Origin of the sequence: Erythrobacter donghaensis (assembly GCF_001557325.1) — a bacterium.
GTDB classification, from domain to species: Bacteria; Pseudomonadota; Alphaproteobacteria; order Sphingomonadales; family Sphingomonadaceae; genus Erythrobacter; species Erythrobacter donghaensis_B.
The window spans coordinates 1-14,582 of sequence record NZ_LSJS01000144.1; the positions used below are offsets into that span (position 1 = coordinate 1).

Consider the following 14,582-nt stretch of genomic DNA (forward strand, 5'->3'; position numbering starts at 1 on the left):
GGACGAGCAGGATCGTAGGGGGCCGGGGCGAGGCGGCTGTGGCGCGCGATGCGGCAGCGCCCGCCCTCGAACATCAGGCTGTGCCCGGCGGGCAGGCGCATCACGCCCGCGAACCAGGTGCTCTCGGCATCGAGCACGCGGCCGTAGAGAAAGTCGGCGATCGCCTCTGCCCGCGGGACGGCGGCGGGGTCGGCGAGCATCTGGGCCGACTGGGCGAAGGCAAGCGCGCCTTCGGCAGCGCGGTAGAAGAACGGGCGCACCCCGGCGACATCGCGCGCGCACAGCAGACGGCGCGCGCGGGCGTCCCACAGGGCAAAGGCGAAGGCGCCATCCAGCCGGGCGGGACAATCCTCGCCCCAACGGTGATAGGCCGCCGCGATCACCGCCGCCGCCTCCGCGCGAGCCGGCAGCCCGAGCGTGGCGGCGAGCGCCGCACGGTTGTCGAGCCGGGCGTCGGCGACGACGGTCAGCGCGTCTTCGGTGAAGGGCGCAGGGCCGGCGAGGCGGACGCCCGGCGCGCTCCAACCGCCTGCCGCAGGCGAAGGCCCAAGCGGGCGCAGGTCGGGCGCGACCATGCCGCTGATGGTGCCTCCGGTCATGCGGGCCGCCCCATCAGCGTGCACCGGCGAGCGCGGTGTAATCGGCCAGCCGCGTGCCCTCGGCGCCGAGCACGATCCGGCCGTTGCAGCTCACCCAGGCGTGGGCGGCGAACTGCCCTTTGGCATCGCGCTTCACGCCGACATGGAGCTCGCAAGCATGGCCCGCGCGCGCCAGCAGATATTGCAGCGCCAGCGCTTGGGTGAGGCAAGAGGCGCCCGGCACAGCCCGCGCCAGGCGCGTGATCCGCCGGGCAAGCTGGCGGGCGTAGAAATGCCCGTCGGCGGTCTGCGCCGCCTCGGGCATCGCCGCCCGGATCGCGGCATAGCCCCGCAGACTGAGCGCCAGCCGCATCGCGGCGAGCGCCCCCAGGCACTTGGCATCGCGCCGCAGCGCGCCCATGTGGCGGCCGCTCAGGGCTGGCGGCATTGCACCAGCCCAGCATCGTCGAGCTGCGTGACCAGCCGCGCAAGATCCTCGGCGATCACCTCGCGCGGGGCATCGAAGCAGGCCGCGACCTGCTCGACGAGGCCCTCGAAGGATGCGGGCTCGGCGAGGGCGTCCCACACAAAGGCGCCGACCTCGTTGAGGCTGTAATACACATAGGTCTTGAGGTTGAGCAGTGCCGCGCCCTCGGCGAGCGTGCAGCCGACCACCTCGGGGTCACCAGAGATCAGCAGGGCGGGATCGATCTGCGCCATGCGCGGGGCCTTTCGTGTCGGGCGTGGGGGAGGTGCGGGGTGCCGGTGCGGCGGCAACCGCGGATGCGGGGGGCGGCCCCTGCTTCCGGCAAGGCCGGTAAACAGGACCGCAGCACGGGCACCGCCCCCCACCGGCTGCCGGTCAGGACATGCCGTCTTCCGCCCCGCAGGTGAGATCACCGAAGGGCGTGCCGGCCGGGAAGGTCGCGTCGAGCGCGTCCGGGCAGCCCGAAGCCTGGGTGAGCTTTTCGAAAGTGCCCAGTTCTTCGAGCGTCGGAGTCGAGTAATTCCGTGCGTCCATCAATTTTCTCCTTGGGTAACATTGATCATCCCCCGCATCGGTGATGCAGAGGTCCAAGAAGGAATGCACACCGATCAAATGATACTCATTGGCTGGCCAATAGCCCTCCAAATAAAGCATGTTATTTAAATCGGCCCGCACACCCCTATCGTAAATCCAACGTGGATTTCGACCGTTTCAGCGTGGGGTTTCATGATGGCCGCTGCACTCACCCAAGATATAAACCAGCTCGCCGCGAAATGTCCCAAGGCGGTACGCGAGCGAGACGGGGATACTGCGCGGCTCGCCCGGCTGTGCCGGATTGCGCTGACGGGTAACCGGGGCGAGGGCGATCCGCTCGAGATGGATGATCGGAGCGCCGCGCGAATCGCTTTACTGGCGGTGCGTGCGCGGCTCACCGGGCCCTGCGCGCGCGCCATTGCCGCAGGCGGCCGGGCGATGCCATCGGCGTTCGCCCGCCCGCTCGACGCTGCCCGCGCACGGACGCTGGTGAGCAATGGCCGGGTGATGGCGCTCGCGCGGATCGCCTTTCCGGTGCTGGACCGGGCCGACGTCCCGGCGATGGCTTTCAAGGGCCCGTTCCAGCACCGGCTGCTCCACGGCGATCCGTTCTTCTGCCGCGCGAGCGATCTCGACCTGCTGGTCGCACGGGAGCATTTCGACGCCGCGCTGGCGGCGCTTGCAGCGAAAGGCTTCTCCCGCCGCGAGGACACCTCGGCGTGGTGGACGACGGCGCTCGGCGAGGTGCATCTGGTGCACCCGGAAGGGGGCGTGATCGATCTCCACCATCGGCTCCAGCAGCCCGGCTGCCCGCCGCCGTGCGATCTCGCCGGCTTCCTCGCAGGGGCGCGGCGCGAGGCGCTCGGGGGTGTCCGAATTGCGGTGCCGACCCACGCGCAGGCAGTGCTGGTGAGCGCGCTCAATTTCACCAAGGAGCTCGCCCACCGTCGCCCTTCCGCGCGCTATGCCTATGATGTCGCCGCCGGGCTGATCGCGATGGGCGAGGCGCGGCGGCGGGCGTTCGCGGCGTTGGCGATGCGCCAGCGGCTGACCGGAACGGTGGCACTGGCGGCGGCACTGTGCGAGCGGATCTTCGAGGTTTCGCTGCCGCTCGCGCCGCCGCTCGCCCCTGCGGCGCTGCCCGACTGGGCCGCGCGCGAGGCGCTGTTGGCGATGGTGTTCGACCCCGAGAGCCCCGCAACCCCCTGGCCACGCCGCCGCGCGGTGCTGTGGGCGATGTGCAGCGGCGCGGCCGGGCGCCACAAGGCGGCCGAGTTCACCCGCGAGGCGGCGCGGATGATCGGCAGCGAGGCGCTGCGCCGCGCGGCTCCGGCAAGTGCCTAGCGCCGTGCGCCACGCTCCGGCGCGCCGGCCAATGTGGCGGCGTTGGCGGCGGCACGGGGCGCTCGCCGCGCTCGGCGGCTTGTGGCTGATCGCCTGCGGCGCGGCGGATCGCGGTGCCGCCGGCGGGGCACCAGCGCGCCCGGCGGCGGCGTTCGACTTCGCGAACGGCAGCGCCTTTCCGCCCCGCGCGCGCATCACCATCGGCGATGTCACCGTACCCCCCGGCGCGCGCGAGGCGCATGTGCCGGTGCGGCTCGACCGGCCGACCCCCAACACCGTCCACGCCCGCCTGTTGACCCGCAACGGCAGCTTCCCCGACGGCGCCTATGAAGGCCGCCACTTCGTTCGCACCGAGGCGCTGGCGGTGTTCCGCCCCGGCGACCCGCTGGTGCAGACCATCCGCGTTCCTCTCAAGGGCTTGCCGCAAGGCACCCAGTTCGCCGTGCACTTGCCCGAGGGTGTCGACGGAGCGGGGATCGCCGACGGGACGGGGCTGGTGCGGGCCCGGGCCGGGGCTGCCCCGAGCCGTGCGCAGCCATCCTCGGCCCGCGCACCCCGCCGCTTCGCGCCCCGGGGCGCGCCCGACTATGTCCTTGATCCGGCCGCCGCGCGCTGGAGCGACCGCGGCGGCGCGGGGGCCTTCAGCACGCGCCTACCGCACGGGCGCACCCAGCCGGGCAATGCCGAGACCGGGCTCTATCTCGACCCCGACTGGCACGCCGCCGCCGCGCAGTCGCCGGTCGCAATCCGGGGCGGCGCGCTGGTGCTGACGAGCCAGCAGTTGGCGCAGCCCCTGCGGCATGAGGGCCAGGCCTGGCACCACGGCGCGGCGGTGCTGACCGGTGAGCGGATGCCCGAGACCCACCTTGCCTACGGGCAGATCGAGTGGGAGGCGCAGATGCCCGACCGCCGCGGTGCCTGGCCCGCGCTGTGGCTGCTTTCCCGATCCAGTTGGCCGCCCGAGATCGATGTCTACGAGGGCTTCGGCCAATCGCCCGACTGGGATTTCTCGCGCCACATCAGCGCCAACCTGCACGGCGGGCCGAAGGGCCAGCGGCAGTTCACCGTGCCGCTCCGGATTGACGCGCGGCGCTTCTACGGCCTGTCGGGCTTCGCGAGCGGCTATCACCGCTACGCCGTCGACATCGACCCCCGTCACATCACCTGGTTCATCGACGGAATCGAGGTCTACCAGGCGGTCAATCCCTTTCCCGGCACGGTCTGGTTCCCGTTGATGACCGTGGCGGTCAAGCACGCAGGCCCGGGCCCGTATGCGGGCGGGAGCGGGTCGATGCGGGTGCGCGCCCTGAGGGTGTGGCGCGACGCGCCCCTCGGCTAGCGCGCCGTGAGGACGTGGAGCTGATAGTAGCCGAGCGGCCCCCGCCTGCTTTCGAGCGCCAGTGAGCGCGCCGCGGCCACTTCCGCAGCGACCGCGGGCAAATCGGTGCGCGGCGCGACATGGAACTTCGCCAGCCACGCCCGCAAGGCCCGCCGGAACGGCCCCGGAAGCCCGCCGAGATCGCCGAAATCGACCACGTGGAGCGCGCCTCCCGGCGCCAGCTGTCCCGCCGCATGGGCCAACGCGCCCCGCCAGTCGGGGATCATCGAGAGCGAGTAGGACAGCACGATCCGCTCGAAGGCGGTCTCGCCCAGCAGGCTCTGCGGATCGAAGGCGCAGGCATCGCCTTCGCCCAGCCGCGCCTCTTCGCCCAGCGCCGCGCGCGCGCTCTTGAGCATCTCGGAGGAGATGTCGAGGCCGAACAGCCGCACCCCCGGCCACGCGCGCGCGACCTTGGCGAGGTTGCGCCCGGTGCCGCAGGCGACTTCGAGCACCCGCATCCCCGGCCGCGCTGCGAGCCCAGCGATCAGCGTGTCGCGCCCGAACAGGTAGTATTTGCGGGTGAAGTCATAGATGTGGCGCTGCCCGCGATAGACCTCGTCCATCAGCGCGGCATGGGTGGGGGAGGGCGTCGAGGCCATCACGCCAGCTCGTAGACATGCACGCCGCCATAGATCGACGAGCGATCACGGCGGGTGAGATCGGCGGAGGTCTCCTCGAGATAGCGCCACTTGGAGAGGATCGCATCGTCGAGGCGGCCCGGCAGCAGGCTCGGCTCGGCGGCGGTGCGGAACAGCACCCGTGCGCCGGGGCGGCTGGCGCGGGTGATGCGGCTCCACAGGCCGTCGAGCTGGGCGTTGTTCATCCAGTCCTGCGCATCGAGCAGCACGAAGCGGTCCATGCTGGCCTCCTCGCGGCCGCCGATCCAGTCGACCATGTTGGCGCGGGTCACATCGAGCCGCCCGATCCGATCGCGCATCGCCTCCCAGTTGGCGCGCTGGAGATAGGGGGGCAGGGCTGCGCTTTCCGAACGGTTGTAGCCGCGCCCGAAGGCCTGCCAGGCGAAGTAGTTGTCCTTGACCTCGAAGTCGCAGGCGAGCTTTTCCAGACGCCGCCGCAGCACCTCGGCCATGCGTTCATCGCCCGCGAGGTGTTCGAACTGCGCGGGCGGAATGCCGAGGCCGAACAGCGAGGCGGGCTGGTCGGTGAGCCAGCGGATGAACTTCTTCTCGAACACGGGCGCGAGCTCGCGCTCGAACACCGCGCGCTGTTCCTCGAGCGTCTGGGCCTCGAGCAGCTTGCCGAGATCGATCTTGTAAAGCTTGGCAAAGACGTGCGCCAGGCCGATGAAATTGCCCAGCAATCCCTGCCGGTAGATGCCCTTGGTAAAGTACGAGATGCGCCGCCTCCCGCGGATGTCGCGCTTTTCCCAATAGGCGCGGCTTTCCGCGTCGAGATGGGGCGCGATCATGGTCTTGTAGACCTCGGCATTCTCCTTGTGGTCGGCGTGCGCGAAGAAGCGGTGGAAGCGCTCGTAATTGGGCAGGTGCCGGATCGCGGTGATCTTGAGCCGACCGAGCGCCACATGCGCGCGGTTCAAATCGACTGCGGTCACGCTCTCGGGGTTAGCGGTGAGGTAGGACAGCGCGTTGCAGGATCCGCTCGCGATGCACATCACGCGGCTGTCGGGCTGGATGTCGAGGCCCTCCATGTCGACCACCGGGTCTTCCCAGATCTGCGCATAGACCAGCCCCTTGAAGGCGAGCGCAAACGCCTTGTCGAGCAGCTTGTCGCCGACCTTTGCATCCTTGCGGATCACCGCGTCTTCGATGATCCGCTTTGCCTGAGTAGCCATGGGGGGAGGGGGTCCTTGCCGTTACGTCAAGCGGTTGTCGTATTCGCGATGCGTTTCGTCAATGTGACGGTTTCCACAGACCTGTTAGCCACCGGCGATGGTGGCGGCATAGGCGGCCGGATCTGCATTGCCGCCGGTGAGCATGATGACGGAGTCTTCGTCGACCGGCACCTTGCCCGCCAGCGCCGCCGCCAGCGCCGCCGCGCCGCCGGGCTCGACGACCAGCCGCAATTCGGCGAAGGCGAAGCGCTGGGCCGCGCGCACCTCGTCATCGGTGACGGTGACGCCCGGCTCGGCGCGGCCGCGCAGCAGGCCGAGGTTCAGCGCCTTGGTGACGTTGGGCTGGAGCGCGTCGCAGATCGTCTTGGGCGCGTCCGGCGCGGCGTGGACCAGTTCGCCCTTCGCCATCGCCTGCCCGACCATGTCCCAGCCGACCGGCTCGACCGGATGCACCGCGCTGTCGGGCGCGCCCAGCGCCAGCCCCGCGGTCAGCCCCCCGCCGCCGCAGCAGGCGATAATGCGCGAGGGCGCGCGGCCGAGCTGCGCGGCGATCTCGATCGCGGCGGAGCCTTGCCCCTCGATCACCCACGGATCGCCGAAGGCATGGACAAGGGTGCCGCCGCGCTCTGCAATCAGCTTGGCGGCGACCGCGTCGCGGTCCTCGCCGGGGCGCTGGTAGAGCACCACCTCAGCGCCGAGCGCCTTGGTGTTCGCCAGCTTCACCTTAGGCGCGTCATGCGGCATGACGATGGCGGCCCTGATCCCCAGCCGCCGCGCGCTCCACGCCACCCCTTGCGCATGGTTGCCCGAGGACACCGCCACCACGCCGCCCGCGCGCTCTGTGGGCGACAGGTTCGACAGCCGCCACCACGCGCCCCTGATCTTGAACGAGCCGATCGGTTGCAGCGTTTCGGCCTTCACGAAGGCGCGCACGCCGCCGATGGTGACCGGCAGCAGCGGGGTGGGGGGGAGGATCGACGCCACCGATTCGGCCGCCGCGATTACGCCCTCTCGTGTGGGGGTTCGTTCATTCACGCCCACGCCGACCTCTCCGAGGAGCCACATGGAACACAGTTGAGAGGCATGATTCCTCCCCCGGCGTGCAGCTCTCTTTGCGGCTGACGGCTCGGGTCATGGGGGCGCAGGCTTTGCATGGCCTCCCTATGGCAAATCACGCGCCCGTAGGGAATGCAGATCATTTGTCGGCGGCGATGCGTTGCACCGTTTGTTGCTGCATTGCTTCGATCCGAAAACCGGTTCCCACTTTTCGGAGCAATGCTCTAAGGCCCGCGCAAGATTCGCACCCCAGCACGAAAGGTTCCTTCCATGTCGGCAGCCCAATCCCGCCCCGAACGCAAAACGGTCCTCGTCATCGGTGCCGGCGGCGTCAGCTCGGTCTGCGTCCACAAGATGGCGTTCAACCCCGAGATCTTCCCTGAGATCCACCTTGCCAGCCGCACGAAGGCGAAGTGCGATGCGATCGCCGCCAGCGTCAAGGAGCGCTGCGGGCGGGATATCTCGACTTACGAGATCGACGCGGAGGAAGTGCCCGCCATGGTCAACCTGATCCGCAAGACCGGCGCGGGGCTGGTGGTCAACCTCGCGCTGCCCTATCAGGATCTGCCGATCATGGACGCCTGCCTCGAGGCGGGCGTCGACTATCTCGACACCGCCAACTACGAGCCCAAGGACGAGGCCAAGTTCGAATACAAGTGGCAGTGGGCCTATCAGGAGCGCTACAAGGACGCTGGCCTGATGGCGCTGCTGGGCTCGGGCTTCGATCCGGGCGTGACGAGCGTCTTCACCATGTGGCTCAAGAAGCACAAGCTCAAGACCATCCGCCAGCTCGACATCCTCGATTGCAACGGCGGCGACCATGGCCAGCATTTTGCGACCAACTTCAACCCCGAGATTAACATCCGCGAAGTGACCGCGCCCGCGCGCCACTGGGAGAACGGCGAGTGGGTGGAAACCCCCGCCATGTCCACCAAGGTCGGTTTCGACTTCGAGGCGGTGGGCCCCAAGAACATGTACCTGATGTATCACGAGGAGCTGGAAAGCCTCGCGAAGTTCGTCCCCGAGCTGGAACGCGCGCGGTTCTGGATGACCTTCGGCGACCAGTACATCACCCATCTCACCGTGCTCCAGAACGTCGGCATGACGAGCATCGAGCCGGTGAAGTACCAGGGCCGCGACATCATCCCGCTGCAATTCCTCGCCGCGGTGCTCCCCAAGCCCGAGACGCTGGGCGAGACCACCAAGGGCAACACCAATATCGGCGTGATCGCGACCGGCGAGGCGCTCGACGGCAGCGGAGAGAAGACGTTCTACATCAAGAACATTTGTTCGCACGAGGCGGCCTACGAGGAGACCGGCAACCAGGCGGTGTCCTACACGACGGGCGTGCCTGCGATGATCGGCGCGGCGATGATGGTGCAGGGCCACTGGCAGGGCGAGGGCGTGTTCAACATCGAACAACTCGATCCCGATCCCTTCATGGACATGCTGAACGCGCACGGGCTGCCGTGGACGGTCGAGGAACTGGACGGCCCGGTTTCCTTCTGATGCGCGCACGGGGGGCGAGTGTCGCGGCCGTCGCGCTGGCTTTGGCGGGATGCGACACCGCGCTCCCACCGCGCGAGGAGTTGCCCAGGCTCGCGGTCGACACCGGCTGGCCGACCATCCCGGCGGGCGCCAAGTTCGACGAGGTCAGCGCCGTGGACGTTGACGCGCAAGGCAACGTCTGGGTGCTCCACCGCGCCGGGCGCAAATGGGAGGAACCCTTTCCCAAGGAGCCGATTGCCGAGCCGACTGTCTTCAAGTTCTCCCCCGAGGGCAAGCTCCTCGCTCGGTGGGGCGCGGGGCAGTTCATCATGCCGCATGGCATCTCGATCGACGAGGCTGGCAAGGTCTGGATCACCGACGTCGCCCGCGAGCAGGTGCTGCGCTTCAGCCCCGAGGGCGCGCTCGAACTCACCCTCGGCGAGCAGGGAATCACCAGCCAGGACGCCGCTCATTTCGGCCGCCCGGCCGACGTCGCCTTCCTGCCCAGTCGCGTGCTCGTCGCCGATGGCTATGTGAACACCCGCATTGCCGAGTTCTCGCCCGAGGGCACCTTCATCCGCGACTGGGGTGACTTCAAGGTCGCCCACGCGGTCGCGGTGGATGACAGGCATATCTACGTTGCCGACCGCGAGAATGCCCGCATCATGGTCTATGACCACGCCGGAAAGCGCCTCGCCAGCTGGGCCTCGCCCGCCGGGAACCACACCTACGGCCTCAAACCGCTGGGCGGCGGGCGGCTGCTCGCCGTCGAAGGCCGCGACGGCGCCGACCGCAATGGCGCGGTGCTGCGGGTCTACAGCGCGGAAGGCACCGTCGAGGCGTCCTTCGACATCGGCCTGCCCGGCAAGGACGCGAGCCTCGGGCACGACCTTGCGATCGGGCCAGACGGCCATATCTACGTCACCGACGTGAACGGCGGCCGCGTCGTGCGTTTTTCTCTTCCTTCCCGAACGGACAAATAGCCATGCAGACCAAGGCCGGTGATCCCGGGGCCTTCGCCCGTTTCGACCTGTCGCGCGTCGACAGCCCCGCTTTCGTGGTCGACGCGGCGAGGCTGCGCGCCAATTGCCGCGTGCTGGCAGGCGTGCGCGATGCGGCGGCGGCCGATGGCGGGGACATCAAGGTCTTCGCCGCGCTGAAGGCCTTCAGCATGTGGTCGGCAGCCCCGATCATCGGCGAATATCTCGACGGGGTCTCGACCTCCGGCCTGTGGGAAGCGCGCCTCGCGTCCGAGTTCTACGACGGCGAGATCGCCACATACTCGGCCGCCTTCAAGCCCGAGGAGCTCGAGGAGATCTGCCGCCTGTCCGATCACGTGATCTTCAACTCGCCCTACCAGCACCAGCGCGCACGCTTGATCCTCGAGCAGGCCGCGGCGAGTGGCGCGCCCGTCAGCGTCGGGCTCAGGATCAACCCGCAGGTGCCCACCGGCGAGGTCGCCAAGTATGACCCCAGTGCCCCCGGATCGCGTCTCGGCTTCCCGCTCGACCAGCTCACCGAGGAGCACATGGAGGGCGTCGAGGGCATCCACTTCCACAACCTGTGCGAACAGGATTTCGAGCCGCTGAAAGCCACCTGGGATCGGGTGTTCGACGTGATCGAGCCCTACTTCGACCAATTGAAATGGATCAACATGGGCGGCGGCCACCACATCACCCGCGCCGATTACCAGCGCGAGGAGCTGGTGGAGTTCCTCAAGGACGCCGCCGCCGACACCGGCTGCCAGATCATCCTCGAGCCCGGCGAGGCGGTGGCGCTCGACGCAGGGATTCTCGTCGGCACGCTGCTCGACACCCATTTCAACGAGATGCCGGTGGGGATCACCGATATCTCGGCGACGTGCCACATGCCCGATGTGCTCGAAGCGCCCTATCGGCCGGCGATGCTGGGCGAATTGCAGAACGAGGACATGATCCCGATCCGCCTCGGCGGGCCCTCGTGCCTCGCGGGCGACGTGATCGGCGATTATCGCCTGCCGGTTCCCGCCGAACCGGGCGCGCGCTTTGCCTTCCTCGACCAGGCGCATTATTCGATGGTCAAGACCAACACCTTCAACGGGGTCGCCCTGCCGTCGATCTGGATGTGGGACAGCGAGACCGACGCGCTCGACTGCATCAAACGCTTCGACTACGCCGATTTCCGCGACCGGTTGAGCTGAGCCGTCGCATGGCGAGGGGGGGGATGCGATGATGGGAACCCGGGCATTGGCGGCAGCGCTGGCAATCGCGGGGGCGAGCGTGCCTGCCGCGGCGCAGGGCTATGATGAGAAGCGCGTCGTCGTCTCGATCAATCAGGGCGATCTTGCCGCGATCGTCGGCTCGCTCGGGCACACGATCAGGGAGACCGGCAAGCCCGGCGAGGCCTATCTTGCCGCCGAAAGCGAGGACGGGATCATCTACCTCCTGTTCGGTACCGCCTGCGACGTGAACGGCGTGCCCGGCTGCCAGGGGGTGATGATGCAGGCGCGCTACGACTTGCCGGAGGGCACCACCTTCGAAACCCTCGCCAGGGCCAATGACGAGCTTGCCGCGATCAGCGTGACGGCCGACTTTGCCGAGAAGTCGCTGCTCTTCACCCGCTACCACGTGCTCGATCACGGGGTAACGATGGCCAATATCCGCGCCAATGTGGACGTCTTGCTCGGCCTCGTCGGCGATGCCTACCCGATCGCGGCGGGGGAGGAGCGACCGGCGGGCTAGAGGTCGCCCGAGACCTCCGGCCTGGCCTGCAACACCTGCCCGCGCTCGTTCTGGTTGATCGCCAGCGCGAGGCCCGCCATCGCGCTGAACTGGCGCTGCGCGCGCGCGGCGTTCTCGCGGTCGGCATTCGCGTTCATCCCGCCGCTTTCGAACAGGTCGCCCGTCTCGATCGCGATCACCACCGCGCCGCCGCGGAACAGCGCGCGCAGCTCGCGCGCCTCGAAGGCGTCCTCGAGCCGCAGCAGGTGCTCGACATAGCTCGGATTCACCAGCACCCGCGCCTCGACCTGATCGTCGGAATAGAGCGCGAAGCTCTCCGCAAAGGCCGGGTGCACCTGATCGACGCGGTCGAGCCGGTGGCCCTCGAAGCTGACATGATCGCTCGCACCCCCGAGCCCCATCCACTTGCGGTGCTTGCCCGCGCGTTCGAGCAGGGTGGTCGAATGGAACCGGCGGCCGAAGCCCATGCGGATGATCGGCCCTCTGAACACCGTCACCCAGCGCCGGTTCTTGCCCGATCCGCGCTGTTCCTCGAGCTGGCATTCGTAGAGGTCGAAATCGTGCCCCTCGAGCGTGCCGTGCCAGCGGTCCTCGAAATTCGCGCGGTCGAAGCCGGGCAGCAGGCCGTAGCTGCGCGCCGCCTCGAATTCGGGGCCGGGCTCGACCTCGGGGGCATAGGACAGGCTATAGCTGGCAGCGATCGCGCTGTTGATCCCGGTCTTGATCGCCTGCGTCGCCTCCGCGATCGGGCGGTATCCCCACCACGCCGCGCCCGCGATGCCGGCGAGGGTGAGGAGCCCCGTAAGCTGCGCCGGCACCTGGCTGAACCAGAGGAAGGCGCACACCGGCATGAGGATGACCGCGCCCCACACCCAGCGCGAGGCGGCCCGGCCTTTCGCACCGGCACGCATGTCCGCCTGTCCGGCGAGCCACTCTTCGAGCCCGCCTTTCATCAGGCCATCTATGTCGCTGCGCATTGCCTCTCCCGCGCGATTCCTTAACCAGTGTCAGCACAAAAAGCGGGTGCAGGTAAAGGGGATGCACATGATTTGGATACTTGCAGGCTTCGTGGTGGTGATCGCGGCGGTGGTGATCGGCATCTACAACCGGCTGGTCGGGCTCAGGCAGGCGGTGCGCCAGGGCGTCGCCGATATCGACGCGCAGCTGCGCCAGCGGCATGACCTGATCCCCAATCTGGTCGAGACCGTGAAGGGCTATGCCGCCCACGAATCAGACACCCTCGAGGCGGTGATCGCGGCGCGCAATGCGGCGGCGGTGGGGCCGCCCTCCTCGGGCAGCGAGCAGCAGCTCAAGAGCGCGCTCGGCAATCTGCTTGCGCTCGGTGAAGCCTATCCCGACCTCAAGGCCTCGGCCAACTTCCAGTCGCTCCAGGGCGAGCTCGCCGATGTCGAGGACAAGCTTGCCGCCGCCCGCCGGGCGCTGAACGCCGCGGTCGCGCGGTTCAACGCCGCGCGCGAATCCTTCCCGGCGGTGCTGTTCGCCGGGATGCTCGGATTCGCCGAGGCCGATTTTCATCGGCTCGACGCGAGCGAGCAGGGGACAGTCGACCAGGTGCCCCGGATCGGCTTCTGAATCGGCTCCAAAGCGGCGGAAAGCTGCGCTTTTCCAGTCACATTCCGGTCGCGTTCCGGTCTCTGTCTTCGAAAAGTAACATTTCGCCGGAGCGGGGTGCATTTTTCGTTTGCATTTCCCCCCCCAGGCCCTATCTGCGCGCTTCCGCTGCCCCAAGGGGACTTCCAAACCGCAAGGCAGCTTGTCGTTTTATGGTTCAACAGAGCCGTTTTGGGGGTCCCTTGAGTTGCACATCTATCCTGACGCACGAGCTGTAGTCCGCGACCTCCGTCCGGACGAACCCGTCATCCTCAACCGCCCGCACGCCGCGCGGCGCGCCGCCCGTTTCTTCGTCGAGAAGTTTCCGGGCAAGGTGCTCTACGCGGTCAAGGCCAACCCGGCGCCCGATCTGATCGAGGTGCTGTGGAGTGCCGGTGTCACCCACTATGACGTCGCCTCGATCACCGAGGTGCGGCTGGTGCGCGGCATCCTGCCCGAGGCCGTGCTGTGCTTCATGCACCCGGTCAAGACACCGGCGGCGATCCGCGAGGCCTATTTCGAGCACGGCGTGCGCACCTTCAGCCTCGACACCTACGAGGAACTGGAGAAGATCGTCGCCGCCTGCACCGATCCGGCGACCGGCGAGGCCCCGCGTGACCTGCGGCTGTGCGTGCGGCTGCGCGTGTCGAGCGAGTATTCGGAGCTCAGCCTTGCCAGCAAGTTCGGCTGCGACCTGATCGAGGCGCCCCAGCTGCTCCAGCAGGCCCGCCAGCATTGCGACTGGCTGGGCGTGTGTTTCCATGTCGGCAGCCAGGCGATGACGCCCTTCGCCTTCGTCCAGGCGCTCGACCGCACCCGTGCAGCGATCGCCGAAGCGTCGGTCGTCATCGACATGATCGATGTCGGCGGGGGCTTCCCGAGCGCCTATCCGGGGCTCGAGCCGCCGCCGATGGAAGATTACTTCGCGATCATCGCCAAGCACTTCGAGAGCCTGCCGATCGCCTACAACGCCGAGCTGTGGTGCGAACCCGGCCGTGCGCTGTCGGCCGAGTATTCCTCGATGATCGTCCAGGTGAACAAGCGCCGCGGCGAGGAGCTCTACATCAACGACGGGGCCTACGGCGCGCTCTACGACGCCGCCCACGTCGCGTGGCGCTTCCCCGTGAAGGCGCTCGAGGACGACCTGATCGACGAGGACGACGACTTCGCCTTCTACGGGCCGACCTGTGACGATGCCGACTACATGAAGGGGCCGTTCAAGCTCCCGGCGGACATCCAGGCGGGCGACTACATCGAGATCGGGATGCTCGGTGCCTACGGGGCGGCGATGAAGACCGGCTTCAACGGCTACGGCAATGCGGTGGCGGTGACCGTGCAGGACGAGCCGATGATGAGCCTGTTCAACGGCACCCGCGTGCGCGAGGCGACCGACAACGTGGTGTCGCTGCGCTGAGCAATTGCGCCGCTCCGCCCGCCAGGGCGGGGCGGTTCCTTGCGCGCGTATTTGTCGCAAAAATGCCACAGGAATGACAAGAATGCCGCAGTGGTCGGCAATTTTGTTATGCTTTGAGCTGCTTGCCGATAACTTTCCGGTGTCTTCAACCTCTCC

Annotated in this window: 15 protein-coding genes and 1 pseudogene; 8 read left to right on the forward strand and 8 right to left on the reverse strand. The window is 68.3% G+C overall.

Features of this window, described 5'->3' with window-relative positions:
• From AX692_RS07775 to AX692_RS19580, 4 genes and pseudogenes are all read right to left on the reverse strand, one after another.
• A pseudogene (locus tag AX692_RS07775) lies at nt 1-599 on the reverse strand (hypothetical protein); the annotation flags it as partial.
• 13 nt (nt 600-612) lie between these two features.
• Nucleotides 613-1,026, reverse strand: coding sequence for a lasso peptide biosynthesis B2 protein (locus AX692_RS07780; RefSeq protein ID WP_081095204.1), 414 nt, complete (start codon nt 1,024-1,026; stop codon nt 613-615).
• Nucleotides 1,011-1,298: a PqqD family protein gene (locus AX692_RS07785; protein WP_073976091.1), complete on the reverse strand. Its 288-nt coding sequence runs from the start codon at nt 1,296-1,298 to the stop codon at nt 1,011-1,013. Before AX692_RS07785 ends, AX692_RS07780 begins: the two co-directional genes overlap by 16 nt.
• Nucleotides 1,299-1,440: 142 nt before the next feature.
• Nucleotides 1,441-1,599: a lasso RiPP family leader peptide-containing protein gene (locus tag AX692_RS19580; RefSeq protein ID WP_155644764.1), complete on the reverse strand. Its 159-nt coding sequence runs from the start codon at nt 1,597-1,599 to the stop codon at nt 1,441-1,443.
• A 192-nt stretch (nt 1,600-1,791) separates the two neighbouring features.
• On the opposite strand from AX692_RS19580, the gene AX692_RS07795 reads away from it, so the two are divergent.
• Both AX692_RS07795 and AX692_RS07800 read left to right on the forward strand, forming a co-directional pair.
• The gene (locus tag AX692_RS07795) at nt 1,792-2,943 is read left to right on the forward strand and encodes a nucleotidyltransferase family protein (RefSeq protein ID WP_073976089.1); all 1,152 of its coding nucleotides are present in this window, start codon (nt 1,792-1,794) and stop codon (nt 2,941-2,943) included.
• Between the two features lie 31 nt (nt 2,944-2,974).
• On the forward strand, nt 2,975-4,282 hold the full coding sequence (locus AX692_RS07800) for a glycoside hydrolase family 16 protein (protein WP_073976088.1): 1,308 nt from the start codon (nt 2,975-2,977) through the stop codon (nt 4,280-4,282).
• Here AX692_RS07800 and AX692_RS07805 read toward each other — a convergent pair.
• From AX692_RS07805 to AX692_RS07815, 3 genes are all read right to left on the reverse strand, one after another.
• Nucleotides 4,279-4,923 (reverse strand): class I SAM-dependent methyltransferase, encoded by a 645-nt coding sequence (locus AX692_RS07805; protein ID WP_073976087.1) that lies wholly within the window; start codon nt 4,921-4,923, stop codon nt 4,279-4,281. The genes AX692_RS07800 and AX692_RS07805 overlap by 4 nt on opposite strands.
• Complete coding sequence (locus tag AX692_RS07810; protein WP_073976086.1) at nt 4,923-6,137, reverse strand: DUF3419 family protein; 1,215 nt, start codon at nt 6,135-6,137, stop codon at nt 4,923-4,925. The genes AX692_RS07805 and AX692_RS07810 overlap by 1 nt, the downstream gene beginning before the upstream one ends.
• An 84-nt stretch (nt 6,138-6,221) precedes the next feature.
• On the reverse strand, nt 6,222-7,202 hold the full coding sequence (locus tag AX692_RS07815) for a threonine ammonia-lyase (protein ID WP_073976085.1): 981 nt from the start codon (nt 7,200-7,202) through the stop codon (nt 6,222-6,224).
• Between the two features lie 261 nt (nt 7,203-7,463).
• Here AX692_RS07815 and AX692_RS07820 point away from each other — a divergent pair, with 261 nt between their 5' ends.
• Genes AX692_RS07820 through AX692_RS07835 form a run of 4 tightly spaced genes read left to right on the forward strand, consistent with a single transcriptional unit; the run spans nt 7,464 to nt 11,401 of the window.
• Entirely contained in the window at nt 7,464-8,702 is a 1,239-nt protein-coding gene (locus tag AX692_RS07820) for a saccharopine dehydrogenase family protein (RefSeq protein WP_073976084.1), read from the forward strand.
• Nucleotides 8,702-9,664 carry a peptidyl-alpha-hydroxyglycine alpha-amidating lyase family protein gene (locus AX692_RS07825; RefSeq protein ID WP_073976083.1) on the forward strand — a complete coding sequence of 321 codons (963 nt, stop codon included), beginning with the start codon at nt 8,702-8,704 and terminating at the stop codon, nt 9,662-9,664. Before AX692_RS07820 ends, AX692_RS07825 begins: the two co-directional genes overlap by 1 nt.
• A gap of 2 nt (nt 9,665-9,666) precedes the next feature.
• On the forward strand, nt 9,667-10,860 hold the full coding sequence (locus AX692_RS07830) for a carboxynorspermidine decarboxylase (RefSeq protein WP_073976082.1): 1,194 nt from the start codon (nt 9,667-9,669) through the stop codon (nt 10,858-10,860).
• Nucleotides 10,861-10,888: 28 nt separating this feature from the next.
• A complete protein-coding gene (locus AX692_RS07835; RefSeq protein WP_155644765.1) occupies nt 10,889-11,401 on the forward strand; it encodes a YbjN domain-containing protein in 513 nt (170 codons plus the stop codon).
• Here AX692_RS07835 and AX692_RS07840 read toward each other — a convergent pair.
• On the reverse strand, nt 11,398-12,378 hold the full coding sequence (locus AX692_RS07840; protein ID WP_073976080.1) for a DUF3137 domain-containing protein: 981 nt from the start codon (nt 12,376-12,378) through the stop codon (nt 11,398-11,400). The two genes, AX692_RS07835 and AX692_RS07840, sit on opposite strands and share 4 nt — an antisense overlap.
• Nucleotides 12,379-12,445: 67 nt before the next feature.
• Here AX692_RS07840 and AX692_RS07845 point away from each other — a divergent pair, with 67 nt between their 5' ends.
• Nucleotides 12,446-12,994 carry a LemA family protein gene (locus AX692_RS07845; protein WP_196489938.1) on the forward strand — a complete coding sequence of 183 codons (549 nt, stop codon included), beginning with the start codon at nt 12,446-12,448 and terminating at the stop codon, nt 12,992-12,994.
• Nucleotides 12,995-13,220: 226 nt separating this feature from the next.
• Entirely contained in the window at nt 13,221-14,426 is a 1,206-nt protein-coding gene (locus tag AX692_RS07850) for a decarboxylase (RefSeq protein WP_073977405.1), read from the forward strand.
• The last annotated feature ends 156 nt before the right edge of the window (nt 14,427-14,582 follow it).

Bases quoted from the DNA above. Each gene is read 5' to 3' on its own strand.
- AX692_RS07780 (WP_081095204.1), bottom strand. From the start codon at position 1,026: ATGCCGCCAGCCCTGAGCGGCCGCCACATGGGCGCGCTGCGGCGCGAT.
- AX692_RS07785 (WP_073976091.1), bottom strand. From the start codon at position 1,298: ATGGCGCAGATCGATCCCGCCCTGCTGATCTCTGGTGACCCCGAGGTG.
- AX692_RS19580 (WP_155644764.1), bottom strand. From the start codon at position 1,599: ATGGACGCACGGAATTACTCGACTCCGACGCTCGAAGAACTGGGCACT.
- AX692_RS07795 (WP_073976089.1), top strand. From the start codon at position 1,792: ATGATGGCCGCTGCACTCACCCAAGATATAAACCAGCTCGCCGCGAAA.
- AX692_RS07800 (WP_073976088.1), top strand. From the start codon at position 2,975: ATGTGGCGGCGTTGGCGGCGGCACGGGGCGCTCGCCGCGCTCGGCGGC.
- AX692_RS07805 (WP_073976087.1), bottom strand. From the start codon at position 4,923: ATGGCCTCGACGCCCTCCCCCACCCATGCCGCGCTGATGGACGAGGTC.
- AX692_RS07810 (WP_073976086.1), bottom strand. From the start codon at position 6,137: ATGGCTACTCAGGCAAAGCGGATCATCGAAGACGCGGTGATCCGCAAG.
- AX692_RS07815 (WP_073976085.1), bottom strand. From the start codon at position 7,202: ATGTGGCTCCTCGGAGAGGTCGGCGTGGGCGTGAATGAACGAACCCCC.
- AX692_RS07820 (WP_073976084.1), top strand. From the start codon at position 7,464: ATGTCGGCAGCCCAATCCCGCCCCGAACGCAAAACGGTCCTCGTCATC.
- AX692_RS07825 (WP_073976083.1), top strand. From the start codon at position 8,702: ATGCGCGCACGGGGGGCGAGTGTCGCGGCCGTCGCGCTGGCTTTGGCG.
- AX692_RS07830 (WP_073976082.1), top strand. From the start codon at position 9,667: ATGCAGACCAAGGCCGGTGATCCCGGGGCCTTCGCCCGTTTCGACCTG.
- AX692_RS07835 (WP_155644765.1), top strand. From the start codon at position 10,889: ATGATGGGAACCCGGGCATTGGCGGCAGCGCTGGCAATCGCGGGGGCG.
- AX692_RS07840 (WP_073976080.1), bottom strand. From the start codon at position 12,378: ATGCGCAGCGACATAGATGGCCTGATGAAAGGCGGGCTCGAAGAGTGG.
- AX692_RS07845 (WP_196489938.1), top strand. From the start codon at position 12,446: ATGATTTGGATACTTGCAGGCTTCGTGGTGGTGATCGCGGCGGTGGTG.